Genomic DNA, 19,783 nt, shown 5'->3' with positions numbered 1-19,783 from the left:
CACTTCCAGGCTGGCTTGTAGCGCCATTTTCCAGCAAAGCCGTTCGATTATAACTGGCGCGCCACTCGCAATCCGGCAAAATACGGTCTTTGGCGCATTTGCCCGCCGACCCGGCCCTGGCCGGAATTCGTGGCTGGCAGCGTCGACTGGTTCTACCGCCTACATACAGGATGACCCATGCAAGCTGATCCTTCCATTTTCAAGGCCTACGATATCCGTGGCATCGTCGACAAGACCCTGACGCGCGACGTGGCGCGTGCGATTGGCTTGTCGTTCGGTACGGCCGCCGCGGAGCAAGGCGAGCGCGCCGTGGTGGTCGGGCGCGACGGGCGCCTGTCGGGGCCGGACCTGCTGGGCGGACTGGTCGAAGGCTTGCGCGCCGCGGGCATGGACGTGATCGACCTCGGCATGGTGGCCACGCCCATGGTGTACTTCGGCACCAATGTCGAGCTGGCGGGGCGCCGCGCCACTTCCGGCATCATGGTGACCGGCAGCCACAATCCGCCCGACTACAACGGCTTCAAGATGGTGCTGGCCGGCAAGGCGATCTACGGCGAGCAGATCCAGTCGTTGCGCCAGCGCATCGACGCCGGCAAGTTCGCCAGCGGCGCGGGCGGCTACCAGCAGGTCGATATCCGCCAGCAGTACCTGGACCGCATCGTTGGCGACATCGAGCTGGCGCGCCCGATGAAGATCGCGCTGGATGCCGGCAATGGCGTGGCGGGTGCCTTCGTGGGCGACCTGTTCCGCGCGCTGGGCTGCGAGGTGACGGAGCTGTTTTGCGAGGTGGATGGCAATTTCCCCAACCACCATCCCGATCCGGCTCATGTGGAGAACCTGCAGGACCTGATGCAGTGCCTGCGCGACACGGATTGCGAGCTCGGCCTGGCCTTTGACGGCGACGGCGATCGCCTGGGCGTGGTGACCAAGGACGGCCAGGTGATCTTCCCCGATCGCCAGCTGATGCTGTTCGCCGAGGAGATCCTCTCGCGCAATCCCGGCCAGCAGATCATCTACGACGTGAAGTGCACCGGCAAGCTGGCTCCCTGGATCCGCGAGCACGGCGGCGAGCCGCTGATGTGGAAGACGGGCCATTCGCTGGTCAAGGCCAAGCTCAAGGAGACTGGCGCGCCCCTGGCCGGCGAGATGAGCGGCCACGTGTTCTTCAAGGATCGCTGGTACGGTTTCGACGACGGCCTGTACACCGGCGCGCGCCTGCTGGAGATCCTGTCCAAGCATGCCGACCCGAGCGCGGTGCTCAATGCCTTGCCTAACTCCAACTGCACGCCCGAGCTGCAGCTCAAATGCGCGGAAGGCGAAGCCTTCACGCTGCTCGACAAGATCCGCGCCAATGCGAAGTTCGACGGCGCGCGTGAAGTCATCACCATCGATGGCGTGCGCGTGGAGTACCCCGACGGCTTTGGCCTGGCGCGCCCGTCCAACACCACGCCCGTGGTGGTGATGCGTTTCGAGGCCGACAACGACGCCGCGCTGGTGCGTATCCAGGCCGAATTCAAACGTGTGATCCTGGCGGAAAAGCCGGACGCGCAACTCCCGTTCTGAGCGGATGCCGTTGACCGAGCCCCTGACGGGAACAACGGGCAAATCCTTGACCCCGCATGCGCTGCCCGCGCGGCCGCGCATCCTGGTGGTCAAGGTCTCGTCGTTAGGCGACGTGGTGCATAACATGCCGCTGGTGCACGACCTGCGCGCGCGCTGGCCGGATTGCGAGATCGACTGGGTGGTCGAGGAGGGCTATGTCGATCTCGTGCGCTTGCTGCCCGAAGTGCGGCGGGTGATTCCGTTCGCGCTGCGGCGCTGGCGCAAGCGCTTTTACCAGGCTGCTACCTGGCGGGAGATCGGTGCGTTCAAGCGCGCCCTGCGAGAGGATGCCTACGACGCCGTGATCGAGACGCAGGGCCTGCTCAAGACCGCCGTGGTGGCACGCGTGGCCAAGCGCCGCGAGGGCGCCCCGGTGATCGGGCTGGCCAATGCCACGCAAGGCTCCGGCTATGAGCCGGCCGCGCGGCTGTTCTATACCGAGCCCGTGACCGTGCCCCGCCAGACGCATTCGGTGCGGCGTTCGCGCCTGCTGGGCGCGGCGCTGACTGGTGGCACACCGCCGGAACCGCCTCAATTCTTCGGCCCCGTCGCGCGCACGCTGCATGTCGACGACGCGCTATGGGCCGGCCTGCCAACGCGCTACGCAGTGTGCTTTCACGCTACCGCGGGCGCGAAGAAGAAATGGCCGCTGGCCAGCTGGCACGACCTCGGTCGCCGGCTGGCGGATGAGGGCCTGACCATGTTGCTGCCCTGGGGCAACGACGCGGAACGGCGTGCGGCGCAAGAGATCGCTGCCGGCGTGCCGCAGGCGCAGGTGCTGCCGCGCTTTACGGTCATGCAGGGGTTTGGCCTGATCAATCGCGCCGAGGTGGTGATCGGCGTCGATACGGGGTTGGTCCATATCGCCGCGGCGCTGTGCCGGCCCACGGTCGAGATCTACACCGCGACGTGGCGCTGGAAGACCGAAGGCTACTGGTCGGATCGCATCGCCAATGTGGGCGACGATGGCATCGTGCCGTGCGTCGATGAAGTCTACGCGGCCGCCCGGCGCGTGCGTGGGCAGGGGAACTGATGCTGCGCGTTCTGTATAACCTGCTATGGCTGCTGGCGCTGCCGGTCGCGCTGCTGCGCCTGGTATGGCGTGCCCGTCGGGAACCCGGCTACGTGCAGCACGTGGGCGAGCGCCTTGGCGCCTATGGCGGCCTGCCGTCGGCAGGTCCCTGGCTGTGGGTCCATGCCGTATCGGTGGGCGAGACCCGCGCCGCACAGCCGCTGATCGACGCGCTGCTGGCGCAGTATCCAACCCATCGGCTCCTGCTCACGCATATGACGCCCACCGGGCGGCAGACCGGCGCCCAGTTGTACGGCGCCGAGCCGCGCGTGCTGCAGTGCTATCTGCCATACGACCTGTCGTGGCTGGTGCGACGCTTCCTGCGCTACTTCCGTCCGGATGCCGGCATGCTGATGGAAACCGAGGTATGGCCCAACCTTGTGCGCGGTGCCCGCGTGGCCGGCGTGCCGTTGCTGCTGGTCAATGCCCGGCTGTCGCCGCGCAGCTTCCGCCGCACCGCGCGCTTTGGCCGCGCCGCCACCGCGATGTATCGCGACTTCACCGCGGTGCTCGCGCAGACCCGGGGCGACGCTGAACGCTTCCGCGCGCTCGGGTTGCCGTCGGTGCAGGTGACCGGCAACCTCAAATTCGATATGCAACTGCCCGAGGCAGGCCTGCGGCGCGGCCGCGTGCTGCGCCAGGGGTTTGGCTCGCGCGCCGTGTTCGCCGCCACCAGCACGCGTGACGGCGAGGAAGCGTTGCTGCTGGAAGCGTTCGCGCGTTGGCAGGCGCTTGGCGCCGATGTGCCGCGCCCGGCTTTGTTGCTGGTGCCGCGCCATCCGCAGCGCTTCGATGAAGTGGCGGCGCTGGTCACGCGTGCCGGCTTCACGCTGCAGCGCCGCGGCGCGCTTGGCGACTCCGCTGCGTGGGAGCAAGCGGGGCTGCCAGAGCCGGTCACGGCGGACGTGCTGCTGGGGGACTCCATGGGCGAGATGGCGATGTACTTCGCTGCTTCGGATATCGCCTTCATCGGCGGCAGCCTGCTGCCGCTGGGTGGGCAGAACCTGATCGAGTCCTGCGCCGCTGGAACACCCGTCCTGATCGGGCCGCATACCTTCAACTTTGCGCAAGCCACGGAAGACGCTATCGCTGCCGGCGCCTGCCAGCGCGTGGCGGATGCCGATGCGCTGATGCGCGCGGCGGCAACGATATTGGGCGATGCGCCGGGGCTCGAAGCCATGCGCGGCAATGCGCGCGAGTTCGCGGTGCTTCACCGGGGTGCCACGGCGCGCACGATGACTGCGCTGGGGCAGGTGCTCGGCCACGCGAACTAGGCGGTTCTGGTTGGCAGTGCCGCCGCTTTTCGCTGCCGCATGCGGAACTTGTAGGTCGCCGCCCGATATCCCTGGTCTCCAGACGGTTGCTAAACTATCCCGCACGAGGGCCAGACTCGCGGCCCCACCCGGGCCTGCGAGCTGTCGCCAAGCGGTGCGGGCCGATCAAGCCGCGCGCCCCCCTACCAGGAGCCTCCAGATGCAGAAGATATTCCGTCTTTCACCCGCCGCGTTCACCGCGCGTGCCGCCGCTGTCGTGCTGCTGGCCGCTGCCCTGGGTGCCTGTGCCACGTCGCCCGCACCGGATTCGCCGGGTGCCGGCACCAGCCTGAACCAGGCGCAGACCGGCGGCCCTGGCCGCTGGGAGCTGGTGCGCTGGCAGCAGGCCGATGGCACGCTGAAATCCATCCCGCACGGCGACAACGGCCAGCCGATCATCTTTGAGTTCAATAGCGGGATCGATTCCGCGCAGGGCACGGTGAGCGGGTACAGCGGCTGCAATCGCTTTACCGGTGGCTATGGCAAGACGGCAACGGGCATGCGCTTCGACCGGCTGGCGGGAACCCGCATGGCTTGCATTGCACCGGGCGGGGAGCTGGAGAGCGCACTGCTCAAGGCAATGCAGTCGCCCTTCGTCACCGTGGGCACGCAGCCGTCCGCCGGTTCAACGGGCCGCCAGATTATCTGGAAGACCGTTGACGGGGATCTGCTGCAGTTCGTCGAGCGCGAGGGTGTGGGCCGTCGTGGCGCGAAGATGGATGCGCAGGCGGTCGCCAGTGGCGTGGAGAAGACGGTGTACGTGGATTCGCAGCGGGTGGATTGCTCGGGCGTGGGCCGGCAGACCTGCTACCGCGTGCGCGAGAACCCGGGCGCGCCGTGGACGCTTTGGTATGGGCCGATCGAGGGGCTGGATTTCGAGCCGGGCGTGGCGTACACCTTGCGGGTGCGCGAGACGCGGGTGGAGAACCCGCCGATGGATGCGTCCGCGATTCGCTGGCAGTTGTTGAGCGTGGAGTCTCGCACCCGGGCGAATTGAGCAATACTGCGCCAGCAAGCAAAACGCCGCGGTTCACAGCCGCGGCGTTTTTGTTTTGAGCGGATGCCGATTGCTGCCAGGCTTGCGGCATTCACACTCAGCTGCGTGGCGCGGGCGCTCCGGCAATCGCTTCCTTGCGCATGGCAGGGCGCTTTGCCGGTGGCGTGCCTGCCGGCGATGCCGTGCCAAGCTTGACCTTCTCCGGCAGCTTGTACATCGAGCCCGGGGTCGAGGTCAGCAGCGTGTTGATCTGCACCACATCATCCTCGATCAGAGCGCCGGTAGCGGCCTTCAGGCGCAGCCCGTTCATGATGGTGTCGTAGCGCGCCTTGGCCAGGTCGCGGCGGGTGGAGAACAACTGCGCTTCGGCGTTCAGCACGTCGATGTTGATGCGCACGCCGACTTCGTAGCCGAGCTGGTTGGATTCCACGGCGCTCTGCGCGGAATGCTCGGCGGCTTCCAGGGCCTTGACCTGGGCGAGCCCGTTGGATACGCCCGAGTAGGTTTGGCGCGCGCTCTGGGCTGCGGTGCGGCGGGCAAACTCGAGGTCGCTGGCGGCCTTGTCGGCCAGCGCGGCGGTTTCACGCACGCGCGACTGGATCTGGCCACCGGTGTAGATCGGCACGCTCAGCTGCACGCCGATCTGGGCGCTGTTGTAGCGGCTGGAGACATTGACCTGCTGCGCGGCGTTGCCGGTGGCGTTGACGAAGCCGTACGACGCGACCAGGTCGACCGAGGGCAGGTGGCCGGAGCGTGCCTTGTTGTACTCGCGCTGGGCAGAGTCGAGGTTGTAGCGCGCCAGGCCCACCTGCGGGTTGGTGTTCTCGGCCTGGCTGGCCCAGGTGTTCACATCGGGCGGCTGCGGACCGGGCAGCGTGGCCGCGGTGCGCAATCCGAGCAGTTCGTCAACGGGCTTGCCGGTGATCTGCTGCAGGTTGGCGCGGCGGATTTCGAGGTCGCTCTGCGCCGCGATCTCGGTCGAGGTGGCGAGGTCATAGCGGGCCTGCGCGTCGTTGGCGTCGGTGATGGTGGCGGTGCCCACCTCGAAGTTGCGCTTGGCCTGTGCCAGTTGCTCGCCGATGGCTTTCTTCTGCGCGCCGGCCAGGTAGAGGTTGTCCTGCGCGGCCAGCACGTCGAAGTAGGCCTGCGAAGTGCGGGTAATCAGGTCGAGTTGCGCCTGGCTGAAGGTCACTTCGCCAGCCAGCGCGGCTAGTTCGCCCTGCTTGTAGGTTTCCCAGCGATCCCAGCGAAACAGCGGCTGGATCAGCTGCAGCGACCAGTTATTGTTGTTGATGAAGCGGTCCGACACCAAGGGCACGGTCTGGTCCACATTGGTGCGCGTGGCGTTTAGCGTGCCGCTGACCTGCGGCAGCAAGCCGGAGCGTCCCTGTGGCAGCTTCTCCTGGCTGGCCACCAACTGCGCGCGCGCGCTGGCGAACTGCGCGTCGTTGGCCTGTGCATCGCGGTAGACCTGGAGCAGGTCGGCGCCATGCGCGGCTGGCAGATGCAGTAGCGCAAGCAGGGAACCCGTCAGTGCCAGGCGCGTCTTGGGCACGCCCCGCGCAGGGAAAAGCGCAAACCTCATGACATCTCCAGTCTGCCGGGCACCGGGCGCGCGGCTAACGTTTCTAACGATCAGCGTTCAAGGGAGTTGGCGCCGCGGGAGGCCGGCGCCCAGGGGGTGATGCTTGCCGTGCAGTTGTCGTGCTGTTGCTGTGCTCAGTACTTCGGCATGGCCGGGTCGACCTGCTCGGCCCAGGCGTGCACGCCGCCGGTCAGGTTGTAGACCTTGGCAAAGCCTTGCCGCTCGAGGAAGCTTGCCACCTGCATGCTGCGCGCGCCGTGATGGCAGATGCAGACAATATCTGCGTCTTCGTCAAGCTCGCCGGCGCGTGCCGGGATCTGGCCCATCGGGATATGCGTGATGCCGGGCATGGCGCAGGTCTGCACCTCCCAGCCTTCGCGTACGTCGAGCAGCACCGGCTGCGGCCGGCTGGCATCCGCCAGCCATTGCACCAGTTCGGGTGCGTTGATTACCTGCATGTCTTGTTTCCCGATCAGAAATGGAAGCGCGACGGCTGCTCGGCACCCATCAGCGGCGTGATGGCAGTCTCGAACAGGTTGACAGTCTTGTACTCGTTTTCGCTGACGCGCGTGATGATCTGCGCTTCCATGGCCGGCAGCGCGCCGACGAAGGCCGCGATGCGCCCGCCGACCTTGACTTGCGACAGGATGGACGGGGGCACCGAGGGCAACGCGCCGGAAATGCAGATCACGTCGTAGGGCGCGCTCGCGGCCCAGCCGGTGGCGGCATTGCCTTGGGCCACGTCGACATTGGTCACGCCGGCGTGGGCCAGGTTCTTGCGGGCCAGCTCGGCCAGTTCCGGCAAGATGTCCACGCTCAGCACGTGGCGCGCGCGGTGGGCGAGCAGGGCGGCCATGTAGCCGGAACCGGCGCCGATTTCCAGCACTTGTTCATGCTTGCGCACGGCCAGGTCCTGCAGGATGCGGGCTTCCACGCGCGGGGCCAGCATGTTCTGGCCGCCCGGCAGCGGGATTTCCATGTCGACGAAGGCCAGCGCGGCGTATGCCTGCGGCACGAACTGTTCCCGCTTGACCACTGCCAGCAGGTCCAGGATTTCCTGATCCAGCACATCCCAGGGGCGGATTTGCTGTTCGATCATATTGAATCGGGCTTTCTCGAGGTCCATCTTGCCATTCCTTCCAATGCCAACCGCTAATCAGTTCAGAGTTCCGGCCGCGCGGCGCGAGGGGCCGGGGAAATCCGTCAAACCTGATATTTTAACCCCGCGCCAAGACACTTGCCCAAGCGCGTCGCCCAAGTTGTGGCCTCCATGCCGCAGTCCGGCCATGGCTGAGGCATTCCGGGCTGGCTACAGGCCTGCCCGGGGCTTTTGGGGCGGGCTTGCCTCATTCCGCGCTTGCTGGCTTGTGCGCCGCCGTGCCGTCGGCTGCCGGCGCGGCGGCGGGAGCCGCCTGGGCTTGCTTGCCGCGCCACTTGCGGCCCAGCCATGCGCTGAAGTCGTCGAGGTACGTATAGATCACCGGAACCACCACCAGGGTCAGGATCGACGAGGTGATGATGCCGCCGATCACCGTCTGGCCCATCGGTGCGCGTTGCTCGGCGCCTTCGCCCAGGCTGAAGGCCAGCGGCACCATGCCGAATATCATGGCCAGCGTGGTCATCAGGATTGGCCGCAGCCGCACCCGCGCAGCGGCAACCAGGGCGGCCTCGCGCGACATCGGCGGCTGGCCGTCGGCGCCGCGCCGGGCCTGGTTGGCAAAATCCACCAGCAGGATGGCGTTCTTGGTCACCAGCCCCATCAGCATGATGAAGCCGATGATGGAGAACATGTTGAGCGTGGAGCGGAACAGCAGCAGCGCCGCGAACACGCCCACCAGCGTGAGCGGCAGCGAGGTCATGATGGCGATCGGCTGGAAGAAGCTGGCGAACTGCGAGGCCAGGATCATGTAGATGAAGATCACCGCCAGCGCGAGCGCCGATACCGCGAAGCCGAACGACTCGTTCATCGACTTGGTGGAGCCGCCGAAGCGGTACTTGTAGCCCGCCGGCCAGTTCATCCCATCCAGCGCCGCCTTGACCTCGCGCGCCACCTCGCCTTGCGAGCGCCCGGCGGTATTCGCGGTCAGCTCCACTTCGCGGGAGAGGTCGCGCCGGCTGATCTGGTTGGCGCCGGTGGTGGGCACCAGCTCGGCGATCTGGCGCAGGGGCACCATGCGCGGCGAGCCGTCGGCGTTGGTCTGGTTGCTGGCGATCATCAGCGCGCTGAGATCCGCCATGCCGGTGCGGGCGTCCTTGGGCAGGCGCACGCGCACGTCGTAGTTCTGGTCGTCGGGGGCGCGCCATGAGCTGATGGCGTCGCCGGCCAGCAGCGGGCGCAGCGCGTTGCCGATCTGCACGATGCCCACCCCCAGGTCGGACGCAAGCTCGCGGCGAATGCGCACTTCCACCGTCGGGCGGTCGTCCTTCATGCTGGAGTCGAGGTCGGTCAGGCCGCGCACGGCGGCCATGCGCCGGCTGGCTTCCAGCGACAGGCGCCGCAGCGTTTCCAGGTCGTCGCCCTGGATCGACACTTGCAGCGCCTTCTGCCCGCCAGCGCCATCCGGCATGCCGACCATGGTCAGCGTGATGCCGGCGATGCTGGCCATGCGCTCCCGGATCATCGGGTTAAGCTCTTTGGTGGTGAGTTTGCGCGCGCGGCGCTCGGTCAGGCGCACCGACACCAGCGCGTTGTTGCGCCCGGAGGTATTGCCGGAGTTGATGGTGGCGTAGGTGTAGGCCACCTCGGGGAAGGTCTTGAGCGCGGCTTCCACCTGCCTGACCTTGGCTTCGGTAACAGCCAGCGAGGTGCCCACCGGCGTGGTGAAGCCGACCTGGGTTTCGCCCAGGTCGGCGGCCGGTACGAATTCCGTGCCGATCAGCGGCACCAGCGCGAAGCTCCCCAAGAACGTCACCGCCGCGATGATGGCGGTAGCCAGCCGGTGCTTGAGCGCCCAACCCAGCATCGAGCCATAGCCGTGGCCGAGCGCATCCATGCGCGCCGAGAACCAGTCCAGCATGCGGCCCACGGTGCGGCCGTACAGGCTCTTCTTGTTGCCGGTGCCGTGCAGGTCGGGGTCGTGCCAGACCGAGGACAGCATTGGGTCCAGCGTGAACGAGACGAACATGGAGATCAGCACCGCTGCCACCACGGTCACGCCGAACTGGTGGAAGAAGCGGCCGATGATGCCGCCCATGAAGCCCACCGGCAGGAACACCGCCACGATGGAGAAGGTGGTGGCCAGCACCGCCAGCCCGATCTCGTTGGTGCCGTCGAGCGCTGCCGTGCGATGGTTCTTGCCCATCAGGTTGTGCCGCACGATGTTCTCGCGCACCACGATGGCATCGTCGATCAACAGGCCCACGCACAGCGACAGCGCCATCAGCGTGATCACGTTGAGCGTGAAGCCAAACATGTACATCACGCCGAACGTGCCGATCAGCGCGATTGGCAGGGTCAGCCCGGTGATGACCGTGCTGCGCCACGAGCCGAGGAAGAGGAAGACGATGGCGACCGTCAGGAAGGCGCCTTCGAGCAGCGTGGAGCGGACTTCCTTGACGCTGCTGCGGATGCCGCGCGCGGCGTCGTTGACCACGGTGAGCTGCACACCCGCAGGCACCAGCTTGCGCAACTCATCGGTCATCTTGATCAGGCCATCGACGGTGTCGACCGTGTTCTGGCCCTGTGCTTTCACCACCGCCAGGAACAGCGCGCGCTTGCCGTCCAGCATGGCCAGGCTCTCCTGCTCTTCCTCGCCGTCGCGCACGTCGGCGACCTGCTCCAGCGTAACCGGCTGGCCAGCCCGGCGCGCCACGATGATGTGGCGGAAGGCATCCGGCGTGATGACGCGCCCCTTGATCTGCACCACCGTCTCGGTGGAGGTGGAGCGCAGCTCGCCTGCGGGGAGTTCCTGGTTCTCGTTGCGGATGGCGTCCATCACCTGGTTCACGCCGATGCCGAGCGCCTCCAGCTGGGCGGGGCGGATACGGATCTCCACCTCGCGCTTGGTGCCGCCAACGAGGCTGATGGCGCCCACGCCGCGCACGGTCTCCAGCCGCTTGCGCACGATCTGGTCGGCGACGGTGGTCAGTTCGCGCTGCGTGCGCTCGGCCCCCGGCGCGTTCGACACGGACAGGTAGAACACCGGTGCGTCCGACGGGTCGTAGCGCAGCACGCGCGGGTCCTTGACCTCGTCGCGAAACTGCGGGCGGATCAGCGCGATCTTGTCGCGCACGTCCTGCGCGGCCTGCCCGACATCGACGGACAGGTCGAACTTGATCACCACCACCGAGGTGCCTTGGTAGGAGTGCGAGAAGATCTCGTCGATGCCCGAGATGGTGTTGACGATTTCCTCGATCTTGCGGGTGACGTCGGACTCCACCGATTCCGGCGCGGCGCCGGGGTACTCTGTCTGCACCACGACGATGGGGAAGGTGATGTCCGGGAACTGGTCAACCGGCAGGCGCTGGTAGGAGAACAGGCCGATCACGATGAAGGCCATCATCATCATGGTGGCCAGCACCGGGTTGTGGATGGACAGGCGGGTGAACCACATGGGCGGGGGCTCCTACGCCTTGACCAGCTTGACGCGGCTGCCCGCGCGCAGGGTGCCGAGGTTGTTGCGCACCACCTTGGCGCCGGTGGCCAGGCCGCTGGTGATTTCCACCAGCCCGCTCGCATCGTCGCGGATGCCCAGCTTGACCTGGCGTTCCGCCAGCACGTCATTCTCCACGCTGTAGACGAACGTGCGCTCGCCATCGTTGCGCACCGCTGTGACTGGCACCGCCACCACGCCGGCGTGGTGGCCGAGCACCAGCGCGCCCTGGGCGAACATGCCCGCGCGCAGGCGCGCCTCGGGGTTGTCCACCCGCACATAGACCATGATGCTGCGCGTGCCCTGGCTTACCGCCGGGTTGATGCGCACCAGCTTGCCCTCGAAGCGGCCGCTGCCTTCCACGTCGAGCTGCACGGCCTGGCCGATGGCAACGCGAGCCACATCCGCCATGGGGATCGGTGCCTCGAGTTCCAGCACACGCAGGTCGACCACGTCGATCAGGCGCGTGTCGGGCGAGACCTTCTCGCCCGGCTGCACCGCGCGCGCGGCCACCAGGCCATCCAGCGGCGATTTGACGATGGTGTCGGCGAGCGCCTTCTGCGCGACTTCAAGGCCGCCCTGGGCGGCATCGAGATTGGCGTGCGCCACATCCAGGTTGCTCTGGAAGTTGTCGAAGGCGGTCTTTGAGATGAAGCCCTTGGCCACCAGCTCGCGGTTGCGCTCGAAGGTCTGCTTCGAATTCTCATACTGGCCGCGCGCCGCCAGCATTTGCCCGCGCGCCTGCGTCACCTTGGCCTGGTACTCGGTTGCATCGATGCGCACGATGACCTGGCCGGCGCGCACGGCTTCGCCCTCGCGCACCAGCACTTGCTGTACCTCGCCGGCAACCTTGGCCTTGACCGAGGCCTGGTTCAGCGCCCGCAGCCCGCCTGACAGCGGCAGCGACACGCGCAAGTCTTGCGTGGTGGCCTCGACCAGGTCCGATGGCAGGAACTCCACCAGGTCTTGCACCGCGGCCGCCGGGGCCGCCGGGGCCGCCGGGGCCGCGCCAGGCTTGCCATTGCTTGCCTTGCGCACGGCGGCAGCGGCGCTGAGCACGGCAACCACCGCGATGGTGGCGATCGCGGCGATCAGGATCTTCTTGCGTCGGGTCATGCGGTCTCCGGCGGCGGCGCCGGGATCTCCCGCGCGGCCTGCTGCCCCTGCGCTTGTGCCAGGGCTTCTTGTTGTATCTGTTCCCAGACGTAGGGGCCGACCTTGGGCGGCAGCGGCGTATCGCGCGCGGCGCCGGTGGTCAGGCCGAACAGCAGCATCTGGAGCAGGTTGTCGAGGAAGGCCTCGGGGTCGATTTCGATGCGCGACGACGCGCTGAACGCACGCTGCCACAGCATCAGGAACATCAGCGGCGCGCAGATCAGCGTTGTGGTCGGGTTGGCCGGCATGTCGCGCAACTCGCCACGCGCCACGCCGCGCTTGAGCACACGTGCGAACAACTCATCGCCCGGCAGCACCACTTCCTCGTGGTAGAACTGGGCAATGTCAGGAAAATGGCTGGATTCGGCCATGATCAGCTTGGTCAGGCCGGCCACCGGCGTGGCCCCCACCAGGCCCCACCAGCCGCGCAGCAATTCCCTTAGCAGCTCCGGCGTCGAGCCCTGGTAGTTCTCCACCAGGTCGATGCCCCTGGCCAGCGTCGGCACCAGGTTTTCGCGCACCACCGTCTTGAACAGCTCTTCCTTATTAGCGAAGTACAGATAGACGGTGCCCTTGGACACGCCCGCCGCGGCGGCGACATCTTCCAGCCGGGTGGCCGCATAGCCGCGATCGACGAAGAGATCGAGCGCGGCGGCCACCAGTTCCTGTGGGCGCGCTGCCTTGCGGCGAGCCCAGCGTTTGGTGTTGGCGGATTCCTGATTCTGGCTCTGGCCTGGCGGGTTTTTCACTGGGGCGCTGTGCACCTCTGCGGGGAGCACCCCCGCGTGAGTTGCAAATAAATAACTCTTGGGTCAGTAATGTAGTAGAGGGGAATCCGGCGGTCAAGCGCGGGGAGGTCCATGCGGCTTGGGGCACAATAGAGTCTGCCGGGCGTCGTCCGCGCCTGAACCATTGCCATGTCCCCTCAGTCTGAACTCTCTTGCCGGCCCGATTGTGGCGCTTGTTGCACCGCGCCCTCCATCACCTCGCCGATCCCCGGCATGCCCCATGGCAAGCCGGCCGGCATACCCTGCGTGCAGTTGCTGCCCGATCGGCGCTGCGCGATTTTTGGCGAGCCCACGCGGCCGGCATTTTGCGCCGGGCTCAAGCCCTCTGCCGACATGTGCGGCGAAACCCGCGGACAAGCGCTGGCCTGGCTGACGCAGCTCGAGGCTGCCACCGCGCCTGGCCGCGCCGCCTGAACCCGCAAGGAACAAACAGATGGTCATGATCAATCGCCGGCGCTGGCTGGCAGCAAGCGCTGGCGCCGCGCTGGCCGCGGCACTTGTTGGCTGCGGCATGATGGGCAACGACTACACGTTCTCGCAGAGCCAGCTGCAATCGGCCCTGGAGCGCAAGTTCCCGTTCAACAAGCGCTATATGGAGCTGTTCGACATCCAGCTCGCCAACCCGCAGCTCACGCTCGATCCCAGCCGCAACCGGGTGAACGTGCAGTTCGACGCGACCGTGAACAACCGCCTGTTCTCTGGCGAGCCGATGACCGGCCGCTTTGCGCTGGACAGCGGGCTGCGCTACGATCCGGCCAGCCGCGCGGTGGTGCTGCAGGACCCGCAGGTCCAGCAGTTCGAAGTCAGGGGCCTGCCGCCTCAACTCACGCGCCAGTTCAACGCGCTCGGCGGCATCCTTGCGGAGCAGTTGCTGCAAGGCTATCCGCTCTATACCTTCCGTCCCGACGAGTTGCGCCTCGCCGGCGCCAGTGTCGAACCCGGTACAATCACCGTTTTGCCCAACGGGATCAACGTCAAGATCAATCGGCCTTGATGACGCGCCGCGCCCAGTCATGCACCTTGCACAGCCACTGCGGTGTCACGGTCGTGGCGGATAGTTGTGATTCCTGGTGCCTGGTGCCTGGCGCGTGGCTGATGGCATAGGGCTGACGGTTGCCCGTTTCCTCTTTGCTCGCCCGTCCTTGGCTTTTTCTTCGCTCTTTCATTGAGCATTCCACACATTCCAATCAGCATGGATATTGCCCTCGCCCTGAAAGCCGTGATCCTCGGCATCGTCGAAGGACTGACCGAGTTTCTGCCCATCTCCAGCACAGGCCACCTGATCCTCGCCGGGCAGCTGCTCGACTTCAATGATGAAAAGGGCAAGATCTTCGAGATCGTGATCCAGTTCGGCGCCATCCTGGCGGTTTGCTGGGAGTTCCGCCACCGCATCGTCACCGTGGTGGGCGGTCTGGCCACCGATGAAAAGGCCCGGCGTTTTGCCATCAACGTGATCGTGGCCACCGTGCCGGCGATCGTGCTGGCGCTGGTATTCGGCAAGTGGATCAAGGCTCACCTGTTTAACCCGATCACCGTGGCCACCGCATTCATCGTCGGCGGTGTGGTGATCCTGTGGGCCGAATGGCGGGAAAGCCATCGCGGCCAGGTATCGCACCCGCAGGGCAATGCGCTGCTGGAGGCCGCCAAGGCTGGCGCGCCGCGGATCGAGTCGGTCGACGACCTGAACTGGCGCGATGCGGTCAAGGTCGGGCTGGCGCAGTGTTTCGCGCTGATCCCGGGCACCTCGCGCTCCGGCGCCACCATCATCGGCGGCATGCTGTTCGGGCTGTCGCGCCAGGTAGCCACCGAGTTCTCCTTCTTCCTGGCGATCCCGGTGATCTTTGGCGCTACCGTCTACGAGCTGTACAAGTCGCGCGCGCTGCTGTCCGCCGACGACCTGGGCATCTTCGGCATCGGCTTCGTCTTCGCCTTCCTGTCCGCCTTCTTGTGTGTGCGCTGGCTGCTGCGTTTTGTCGCCACCCATGACTTCAAGCCGTTTGCCTGGTACCGGATCATTTTCGGCATCGTTGTGTTGGCGACTGCGTACTCGGGGCTGATCGCCTGGCATGCCTGAAGGCGATCGCGGCAGATAATACCGGCGACAACTGTCGCACCATGAAAAAAGCGTGGCTCAAGGCCACGCTTTTTTCATGGTGCCGGCGCGCGGCGCAGCCTTCGCCTTCAAGCCCGCTTGCGGAACACCACGTCCCACACGCCATGGCCCAGCCTCACGCCGCGGCGCTCGAACTTGGTCACCGGGCGATAGTCGGGCCGCGGCGCAAAGCCGCCGGCGGCGTCCGAGGTGTTGGTCAGAGTGGGTTCACCCGACAGCACTTCCACCATCTGGTGGGCATACTCTTCCCAGTCGGTCGCGCAGTGCAGGTAGCCGCCCGGCTTCAGGCGGTTGGCCAACAGCTTGACCAGCGGCGGCTGCACCAGGCGCCGCTTGTTGTGGCGCTTCTTGTGCCACGGGTCGGGGAAGAAGATGTGCACGCCGTCCAGGCAGGATTCCGTCAGCATGTGCGCGATGACCTCCACGGCGTCATGCGGCATGATCCGCACATTACCGATCTCGCGCTCTCCCAGCAGCTTGAGCAGGGCGCCCACGCCGGGTTCATGCACCTCACAGCCCAGGAAATTGTCCTGCGGGCGCAGTTGCGCGATATGCGCGGTGGTCTCGCCCATGCCGAACCCGATCTCGAGGATGGCTGGCGCGGCGCGGCCGAACGTGGCCTCCCAGTCGAGCGGCTGCGGTGCGTAGGGCAGGATGAAGCGCGGCCCCAGGTCATCGATGGCACGCTGCTGGCCGGTGGAGGTTCGCCCCGCGCGGCGCACGAAGGAACGGATGCGGCGCGGATGCGCCACGTCGCTGCCGTCGGCAGCCTTGGCGGGCGCGTTGTCAGCGTCGTCGGCTGGCGTCGGGTCGGAGCTGGGGTCTTGGGGGAGCATGGCAACAAAAAAGCCGCCGGGCGATCCTGATCGGGCATGCGACCAGTGGCGAAGGCGGCTCGTCTCAATCTGATGTGGAGCGGGCGATGGGAATCGAACCCACGTCTTTAGCTTGGGAAGCTAAGGTAATGGCCATTATACGACGCCCGCAAGAAGCGCGATTCTACGCGGGATGCCCCGGCGAGCGCAAGGTGCGCGGGCGCCGGATCCCATGAAAAGTGCATTATCTCGCGCTTCTGCCCACCGGTGGCCAGCGCCAGCCGCAAGCGCAGCAGCTGGCCAGCACTGCGTCAGGCCGACGCGCGCTGTGCCGAAGCGCCTCTGGGTGACATGGGCGCTATTTCGATCAACGGCTGATCGGAGGGGCTTGAAGGCGCTATGGCGCCTTATGGAGCCACCCGCAGCCGGCAGACCGCCGCTTCCTCCTGGCCCGGCGCGAGCCAGCGCAACCCCGTGCCGTGGTGGATGGCGTTGGGCAGGCCTAGCCAGGGTTCCACGCAGTAGAAGTCGGAGTCGACGCGCTCCGACCAGGTGGTGACCGCGAACCAAGGCGTGCTGCCCGGCGTGTCCAGATCGATCACCAGTTTGCGGCCATGCGGGGCGGTGGCATCGGGTGGCGTGGCCAGCGTGCAGTGGCGCGGCGCTGCGGGCTGGGCATGCAGGACGTGAAAGGTGTCTTGCAGGCGCGGGTCGTCGAGCTGATAGGTCTCGGCGCCCTGGCCGTTCGATGCCAGCGAGCCGTCGGGGCGCTGGCGCATCAGTTCCGCGGCCGGCATGGTCAGTGTGGAAGCGGCGCGCGCCTGGTGGGCGAGCGGGAAGTAGAAGTGGTGGCCGGCGTAGTAAGGCAGGGCCTGCTCGCCAGCGTTGCGCGTGCGCAATGTGGCTTCGAGGCCGTCGTCGAGCAGCCGGTAGGTGACCTCGAACAGGAACTCGAAGGGGTAGGCCGCGCGCGTTGCGTCCGACGCTTGCAGCGTCATGGTCAGGCTGCGTCCCGCCTCGTGCCGGGTGCCCGCGAAGGGTAGGTCGCGCGCGAAGCCGTGGATCGGCAGCGTCCGCACGGTGCCACTGGCGTCTTTCCATGCGCCGGGCACGCTGTCGACGAAGTGCCTGGCAATGAAGGGGAACAGTATCGGGTTGCCGCCACGCACGCGGGCCAGTTGGGACCAGTCGGCGTTCTGCGGCCAGTAAAGGATGTCCTCGCCGCGATGCACCCAGCGCACCAGGCGGGCGCCGAACTGCGGGGCGAGCAGCATGAAACTGGAATCGTCTCCGACCCGGATCAGTTCCTGGCCTTGGAAATGCTTAGAATTGAGAGGCAGCATGCAAGTTGCGGCGGGAGTGGGCATCGCTGCATGATAGCCGTCAACGCGCCTTGCCGCGGCACCTGCCCGGTGCTCGGCCGCGCCCCCGGCCGGTGCAGAGGCGTCGGGCGTTCGTCAGGCATGTGCCTTTCGCAGCGATCGCTGTGCCACATTCGGGCCAGTTCTCGCCGCTTTCGGCGCTGCGTGGGCACGCGGCCGCTGGCGTGAATGTTGCGTCGCAGTGCAGAGCGTTTCCCCCAGCGAAAGGAGCTTGTCATGGCCGAGTCCCTCAGCAAGTTCAGCGCGTCCGCTGGCGATGCCGCTACGGATGCCTCTCCCACGAAGTTCTCCCACGTGCGCCCGCAAGACACAGCCTTTGTCGACCAGGGTTTGCGCGATTTCTTCCTGTATCGCGACCTGGGCATTGCCGAGGCCACCGGCGGCAAGCTGCTGGTGCAACTGGTCAAGGCCAACCAGCCGCCCGAGCAAGGCACCGGCTGGCACAGGCACGAGGCGCAGTTCCATGTGGTACTGATGCTCAAGGGCTGGGCGCGCTTCATGTACGAGGACAAGGAGACACTGGTGGCGGCTGGCGATTGCGTGCACCAGCGCCCCGGCATCACGCATTTCCTGTTCGACTACTCGCCGGACATGGAGTACCTGGAGATCGTGGGGCCCGCGGATTTTGGCACCGTCGATGTCGAGGGTCCATGCGCGGTGCCGGCGGTGACGCCGTGGCCGGCAGACCAAAATGCCGCCTAAGCTCCCGGCTGCCTGGCCGCGCTGCGCGGCCTCATGCGCACAACCTCACGCGTTCATATGGACGGCGTTGCGCACTAGCGGATAGACCTGCGAATCCCAGCGCTTGCCATTGAACACGCCGTAGTGCCCCACGCCGGTTTGCACGTGGTGCATGCGCATATAGGGCCGCAGGCTGCCGCACAGTTCCTGCGCGGCCATGGTCTGCCCGATGGCGCAGATATCGTCGCGCTCGCCCTCCACCGTGAGCAGCGCCGTGCGGTGGATCGCGTGCGGGTTCACACGGCGCCCGCCTACGTCCAGCAGGCCCTGCGCCAGCAGGAATTCCTGGAACACCATGCTCACGGTTTCGAGATAGAACTCCGCGCTCAGGTCCATGGTGGCGAAGTACTCCTCGTAGAACACCTGGATCGCATCCGCGCGATCATGCTGGCCGCTGGCACGCAGGTCGTAGAGGTCGCGGAAAGCCTGCTGGTGGCGCTCGCTGTTCATGCTCATGAAGGCGATCAGCTGCATGAAGCCGGGGTAGACGCGACGCATCGCACCGGCAAAGCGAAACGGCACATAGCTGGTGAGCGAGCGCTCGAACCATTCGATGGGCTGGCTGGTGGCAAGCTCATTGACCTTGGTCGGGTTGATGCGCGCGTCGATGGGGCCGGCCATCAGGATCAGGCTCGGCGGCTGCGCCGGATCGCTATCTTCCGCCATCAACGCCACGGCGGCGAGCGCCGCCACCGTGGGCTGGCACACCGCCATCAGGTGCGTGCCGCCGCCCAGCACGCGCAGGAAATCGATCAAGTGATAGACGTACTCGTCAAAGCCAAAGCGGCCGTGCGCCAGCGAGATGTCGCGCGGGTTGTGCCAGTCGGTGATGTAGACATCGTGATCGCGCAGCATGGTCTGCACGGTGCCACGCAGCAACGTGGCAAAGTGGCCCGACATCGGTGCCACCAGCAGCACGCGCGGGTGGTCGTAGACGCCGTGCTTGCGAAAATGCAGCAGCGAGCAGAACGGCGTGCTCGCGGTCACTTCCTCCGTAACCTGTACCGGTGTGCCGTTCACCATGACGCTGTCGATGGCGAACGGCGGGCGATGGTGTGTCAGGCGGCTCAGTGCGAGCACCTCGCAGGCCGCGCGCGTGGCAAGCATCGGCTCGCATCCCGCCAGGCGCGGATTTTCTGCAAGCGTGTTCGACACCATGTCGGCCAGGCTGCAGGCGGGCTGCATGAAATCCGCATAAGTCTGGTACACCTGATACAGCATGGCTCGCCCCTTTTTATGCGTCGACCTCATCAGCCGCAATATGCGTGCCACGGCGAATCGCGTTGGCATGAGGCTTGCGGGCCTGCCCATATGGCGGAACGGGGTGACCTGTTCTGGTTCGTATGCGGCGCAAGCGCCGCGCGCGAACGACGCGCGCGGATCTTCGCCAGTACATCTGCCTCATGCTGGTGCTGCGCGGCGCACCGTGCCGGTGCCGCCGTGGCCGTAGCATCTTTAACCGTGAAACGGCGTGCCTGTCACGTGCCTGTCATGTGCCTGATGCGTGCTTGTTTCGGCGTGCGGCGCATGCCTTTGCGCCACATCGAGGTAAGAGCAAGGTAAGCGCAAGCTGCACCGATGTCCCCGCCATGATGTAGTACAAAATCATAGTAGAAGCAGCGAGCACA

Annotated in this window: 17 protein-coding genes and 1 tRNA gene; 8 read left to right on the top strand and 10 right to left on the bottom strand. The window is 66.5% G+C overall.

Translation table 11 applies throughout. The features are described from left to right. The first annotated feature begins 177 nt into the window (after positions 1-177). The 4 genes from RR42_RS15690 to RR42_RS15675 all read left to right on the top strand — a co-directional run bounded on the left by RR42_RS15690 (position 178) and on the right by RR42_RS15675 (position 4,984). The gene (locus RR42_RS15690; protein WP_043348636.1) at positions 178-1,563 is read left to right on the top strand and encodes a phosphomannomutase/phosphoglucomutase; all 1,386 of its coding nucleotides are present in this window, start codon (positions 178-180) and stop codon (positions 1,561-1,563) included. 4 nt (positions 1,564-1,567) lie between these two features. Next, positions 1,568-2,635, top strand: coding sequence for a lipopolysaccharide heptosyltransferase I (gene waaC / locus RR42_RS15685; RefSeq protein WP_043348633.1), 1,068 nt, complete (start codon positions 1,568-1,570; stop codon positions 2,633-2,635). Beyond that, a complete protein-coding gene (gene waaA / locus RR42_RS15680) occupies positions 2,635-3,948 on the top strand; it encodes a lipid IV(A) 3-deoxy-D-manno-octulosonic acid transferase (protein ID WP_043348631.1) in 1,314 nt (437 codons plus the stop codon). The genes waaC and waaA overlap by 1 nt, the downstream gene beginning before the upstream one ends. Before the next feature lie 199 nt (positions 3,949-4,147). Then, the gene (locus RR42_RS15675; protein ID WP_043348629.1) at positions 4,148-4,984 is read left to right on the top strand and encodes an META and DUF4377 domain-containing protein; all 837 of its coding nucleotides are present in this window, start codon (positions 4,148-4,150) and stop codon (positions 4,982-4,984) included. A gap of 97 nt (positions 4,985-5,081) precedes the next feature. On the opposite strand, the gene RR42_RS15670 is transcribed toward RR42_RS15675, so the two are convergent. The 6 genes from RR42_RS15670 to RR42_RS15645 all read right to left on the bottom strand — a co-directional run bounded on the left by RR42_RS15670 (position 5,082) and on the right by RR42_RS15645 (position 13,065). Continuing rightward, positions 5,082-6,569, bottom strand: coding sequence for a TolC family outer membrane protein (locus RR42_RS15670; protein WP_043348627.1), 1,488 nt, complete (start codon positions 6,567-6,569; stop codon positions 5,082-5,084). A 134-nt stretch (positions 6,570-6,703) separates the two neighbouring features. After that, a complete protein-coding gene (locus tag RR42_RS15665) occupies positions 6,704-7,027 on the bottom strand; it encodes a rhodanese-like domain-containing protein (protein ID WP_043348625.1) in 324 nt (107 codons plus the stop codon). A gap of 14 nt (positions 7,028-7,041) precedes the next feature. Then, entirely contained in the window at positions 7,042-7,695 is a 654-nt protein-coding gene (locus RR42_RS15660) for a protein-L-isoaspartate O-methyltransferase family protein (RefSeq protein WP_043348623.1), read from the bottom strand. A 220-nt stretch (positions 7,696-7,915) separates the two neighbouring features. Next, complete coding sequence (locus RR42_RS15655) at positions 7,916-11,122, bottom strand: efflux RND transporter permease subunit (RefSeq protein ID WP_043348620.1); 3,207 nt, start codon at positions 11,120-11,122, stop codon at positions 7,916-7,918. Positions 11,123-11,134: 12 nt separating this feature from the next. Further along, positions 11,135-12,277: an efflux RND transporter periplasmic adaptor subunit gene (locus tag RR42_RS15650; protein ID WP_043348616.1), complete on the bottom strand. Its 1,143-nt coding sequence runs from the start codon at positions 12,275-12,277 to the stop codon at positions 11,135-11,137. After that, positions 12,274-13,065 (bottom strand): TetR/AcrR family transcriptional regulator, encoded by a 792-nt coding sequence (locus RR42_RS15645; RefSeq protein WP_043348613.1) that lies wholly within the window; start codon positions 13,063-13,065, stop codon positions 12,274-12,276. The genes RR42_RS15650 and RR42_RS15645 overlap by 4 nt, the downstream gene beginning before the upstream one ends. 168 nt (positions 13,066-13,233) lie before the next feature. Between RR42_RS15645 and RR42_RS15640 the strand changes: the two genes are divergently transcribed. The 3 genes from RR42_RS15640 (at position 13,234) to RR42_RS15630 (ending at position 15,178) form a co-directional block, all read left to right on the top strand. Continuing rightward, positions 13,234-13,518 (top strand): YkgJ family cysteine cluster protein, encoded by a 285-nt coding sequence (locus RR42_RS15640; protein WP_043348609.1) that lies wholly within the window; start codon positions 13,234-13,236, stop codon positions 13,516-13,518. Positions 13,519-13,537: 19 nt separating this feature from the next. Beyond that, positions 13,538-14,098 carry a DUF1439 domain-containing protein gene (locus RR42_RS15635; RefSeq protein WP_043348607.1) on the top strand — a complete coding sequence of 187 codons (561 nt, stop codon included), beginning with the start codon at positions 13,538-13,540 and terminating at the stop codon, positions 14,096-14,098. A 198-nt stretch (positions 14,099-14,296) separates the two neighbouring features. Next, on the top strand, positions 14,297-15,178 hold the full coding sequence (locus RR42_RS15630) for an undecaprenyl-diphosphate phosphatase (RefSeq protein ID WP_043348603.1): 882 nt from the start codon (positions 14,297-14,299) through the stop codon (positions 15,176-15,178). Between the two features lie 107 nt (positions 15,179-15,285). Here the strand turns inward: RR42_RS15630 and trmB are convergent, their stop codons facing one another. The 3 genes from trmB to RR42_RS15615 form a co-directional block, all read right to left on the bottom strand. After that, positions 15,286-16,053: a tRNA (guanosine(46)-N7)-methyltransferase TrmB gene (trmB, locus tag RR42_RS15625; protein WP_043348600.1), complete on the bottom strand. Its 768-nt coding sequence runs from the start codon at positions 16,051-16,053 to the stop codon at positions 15,286-15,288. A gap of 75 nt (positions 16,054-16,128) precedes the next feature. Next, a tRNA-Gly gene (locus tag RR42_RS15620) sits at positions 16,129-16,203 on the bottom strand. A gap of 236 nt (positions 16,204-16,439) precedes the next feature. Next, a complete protein-coding gene (locus tag RR42_RS15615; RefSeq protein ID WP_419188866.1) occupies positions 16,440-17,399 on the bottom strand; it encodes an aldose epimerase in 960 nt (319 codons plus the stop codon). A 231-nt stretch (positions 17,400-17,630) separates the two neighbouring features. On the opposite strand from RR42_RS15615, the gene RR42_RS15610 reads away from it, so the two are divergent. Then, the gene (locus RR42_RS15610; protein ID WP_052494652.1) at positions 17,631-18,116 is read left to right on the top strand and encodes a cupin domain-containing protein; all 486 of its coding nucleotides are present in this window, start codon (positions 17,631-17,633) and stop codon (positions 18,114-18,116) included. Positions 18,117-18,161: 45 nt separating this feature from the next. Here the strand turns inward: RR42_RS15610 and RR42_RS15605 are convergent, their stop codons facing one another. Next, complete coding sequence (locus tag RR42_RS15605) at positions 18,162-19,376, bottom strand: polyhydroxyalkanoate depolymerase (RefSeq protein WP_043348594.1); 1,215 nt, start codon at positions 19,374-19,376, stop codon at positions 18,162-18,164. Positions 19,377-19,783: the final 407 nt, after the last annotated feature.

Source organism: Cupriavidus basilensis, assembly GCF_000832305.1.
Taxonomy (GTDB): domain Bacteria; phylum Pseudomonadota; class Gammaproteobacteria; order Burkholderiales; family Burkholderiaceae; genus Cupriavidus; species Cupriavidus basilensis_F.
This window is presented reverse-complemented; position numbering and strand designations above follow the sequence as displayed.

Bases quoted from the DNA above. Each gene is read 5' to 3' on its own strand.
- RR42_RS15690 (WP_043348636.1), top strand. From the start codon at position 178: ATGCAAGCTGATCCTTCCATTTTCAAGGCCTACGATATCCGTGGCATC.
- waaC (WP_043348633.1), top strand. From the start codon at position 1,568: ATGCCGTTGACCGAGCCCCTGACGGGAACAACGGGCAAATCCTTGACC.
- waaA (WP_043348631.1), top strand. From the start codon at position 2,635: ATGCTGCGCGTTCTGTATAACCTGCTATGGCTGCTGGCGCTGCCGGTC.
- RR42_RS15675 (WP_043348629.1), top strand. From the start codon at position 4,148: ATGCAGAAGATATTCCGTCTTTCACCCGCCGCGTTCACCGCGCGTGCC.
- RR42_RS15670 (WP_043348627.1), bottom strand. From the start codon at position 6,569: ATGAGGTTTGCGCTTTTCCCTGCGCGGGGCGTGCCCAAGACGCGCCTG.
- RR42_RS15665 (WP_043348625.1), bottom strand. From the start codon at position 7,027: ATGCAGGTAATCAACGCACCCGAACTGGTGCAATGGCTGGCGGATGCC.
- RR42_RS15660 (WP_043348623.1), bottom strand. From the start codon at position 7,695: ATGGACCTCGAGAAAGCCCGATTCAATATGATCGAACAGCAAATCCGC.
- RR42_RS15655 (WP_043348620.1), bottom strand. From the start codon at position 11,122: ATGTGGTTCACCCGCCTGTCCATCCACAACCCGGTGCTGGCCACCATG.
- RR42_RS15650 (WP_043348616.1), bottom strand. From the start codon at position 12,277: ATGACCCGACGCAAGAAGATCCTGATCGCCGCGATCGCCACCATCGCG.
- RR42_RS15640 (WP_043348609.1), top strand. From the start codon at position 13,234: ATGTCCCCTCAGTCTGAACTCTCTTGCCGGCCCGATTGTGGCGCTTGT.
- RR42_RS15635 (WP_043348607.1), top strand. From the start codon at position 13,538: ATGGTCATGATCAATCGCCGGCGCTGGCTGGCAGCAAGCGCTGGCGCC.
- RR42_RS15630 (WP_043348603.1), top strand. From the start codon at position 14,297: ATGGATATTGCCCTCGCCCTGAAAGCCGTGATCCTCGGCATCGTCGAA.
- trmB (WP_043348600.1), bottom strand. From the start codon at position 16,053: ATGCTCCCCCAAGACCCCAGCTCCGACCCGACGCCAGCCGACGACGCT.
- RR42_RS15615 (WP_419188866.1), bottom strand. From the start codon at position 17,399: ATGCCCACTCCCGCCGCAACTTGCATGCTGCCTCTCAATTCTAAGCAT.
- RR42_RS15610 (WP_052494652.1), top strand. From the start codon at position 17,631: ATGGCCGAGTCCCTCAGCAAGTTCAGCGCGTCCGCTGGCGATGCCGCT.
- RR42_RS15605 (WP_043348594.1), bottom strand. From the start codon at position 19,376: ATGCTGTATCAGGTGTACCAGACTTATGCGGATTTCATGCAGCCCGCC.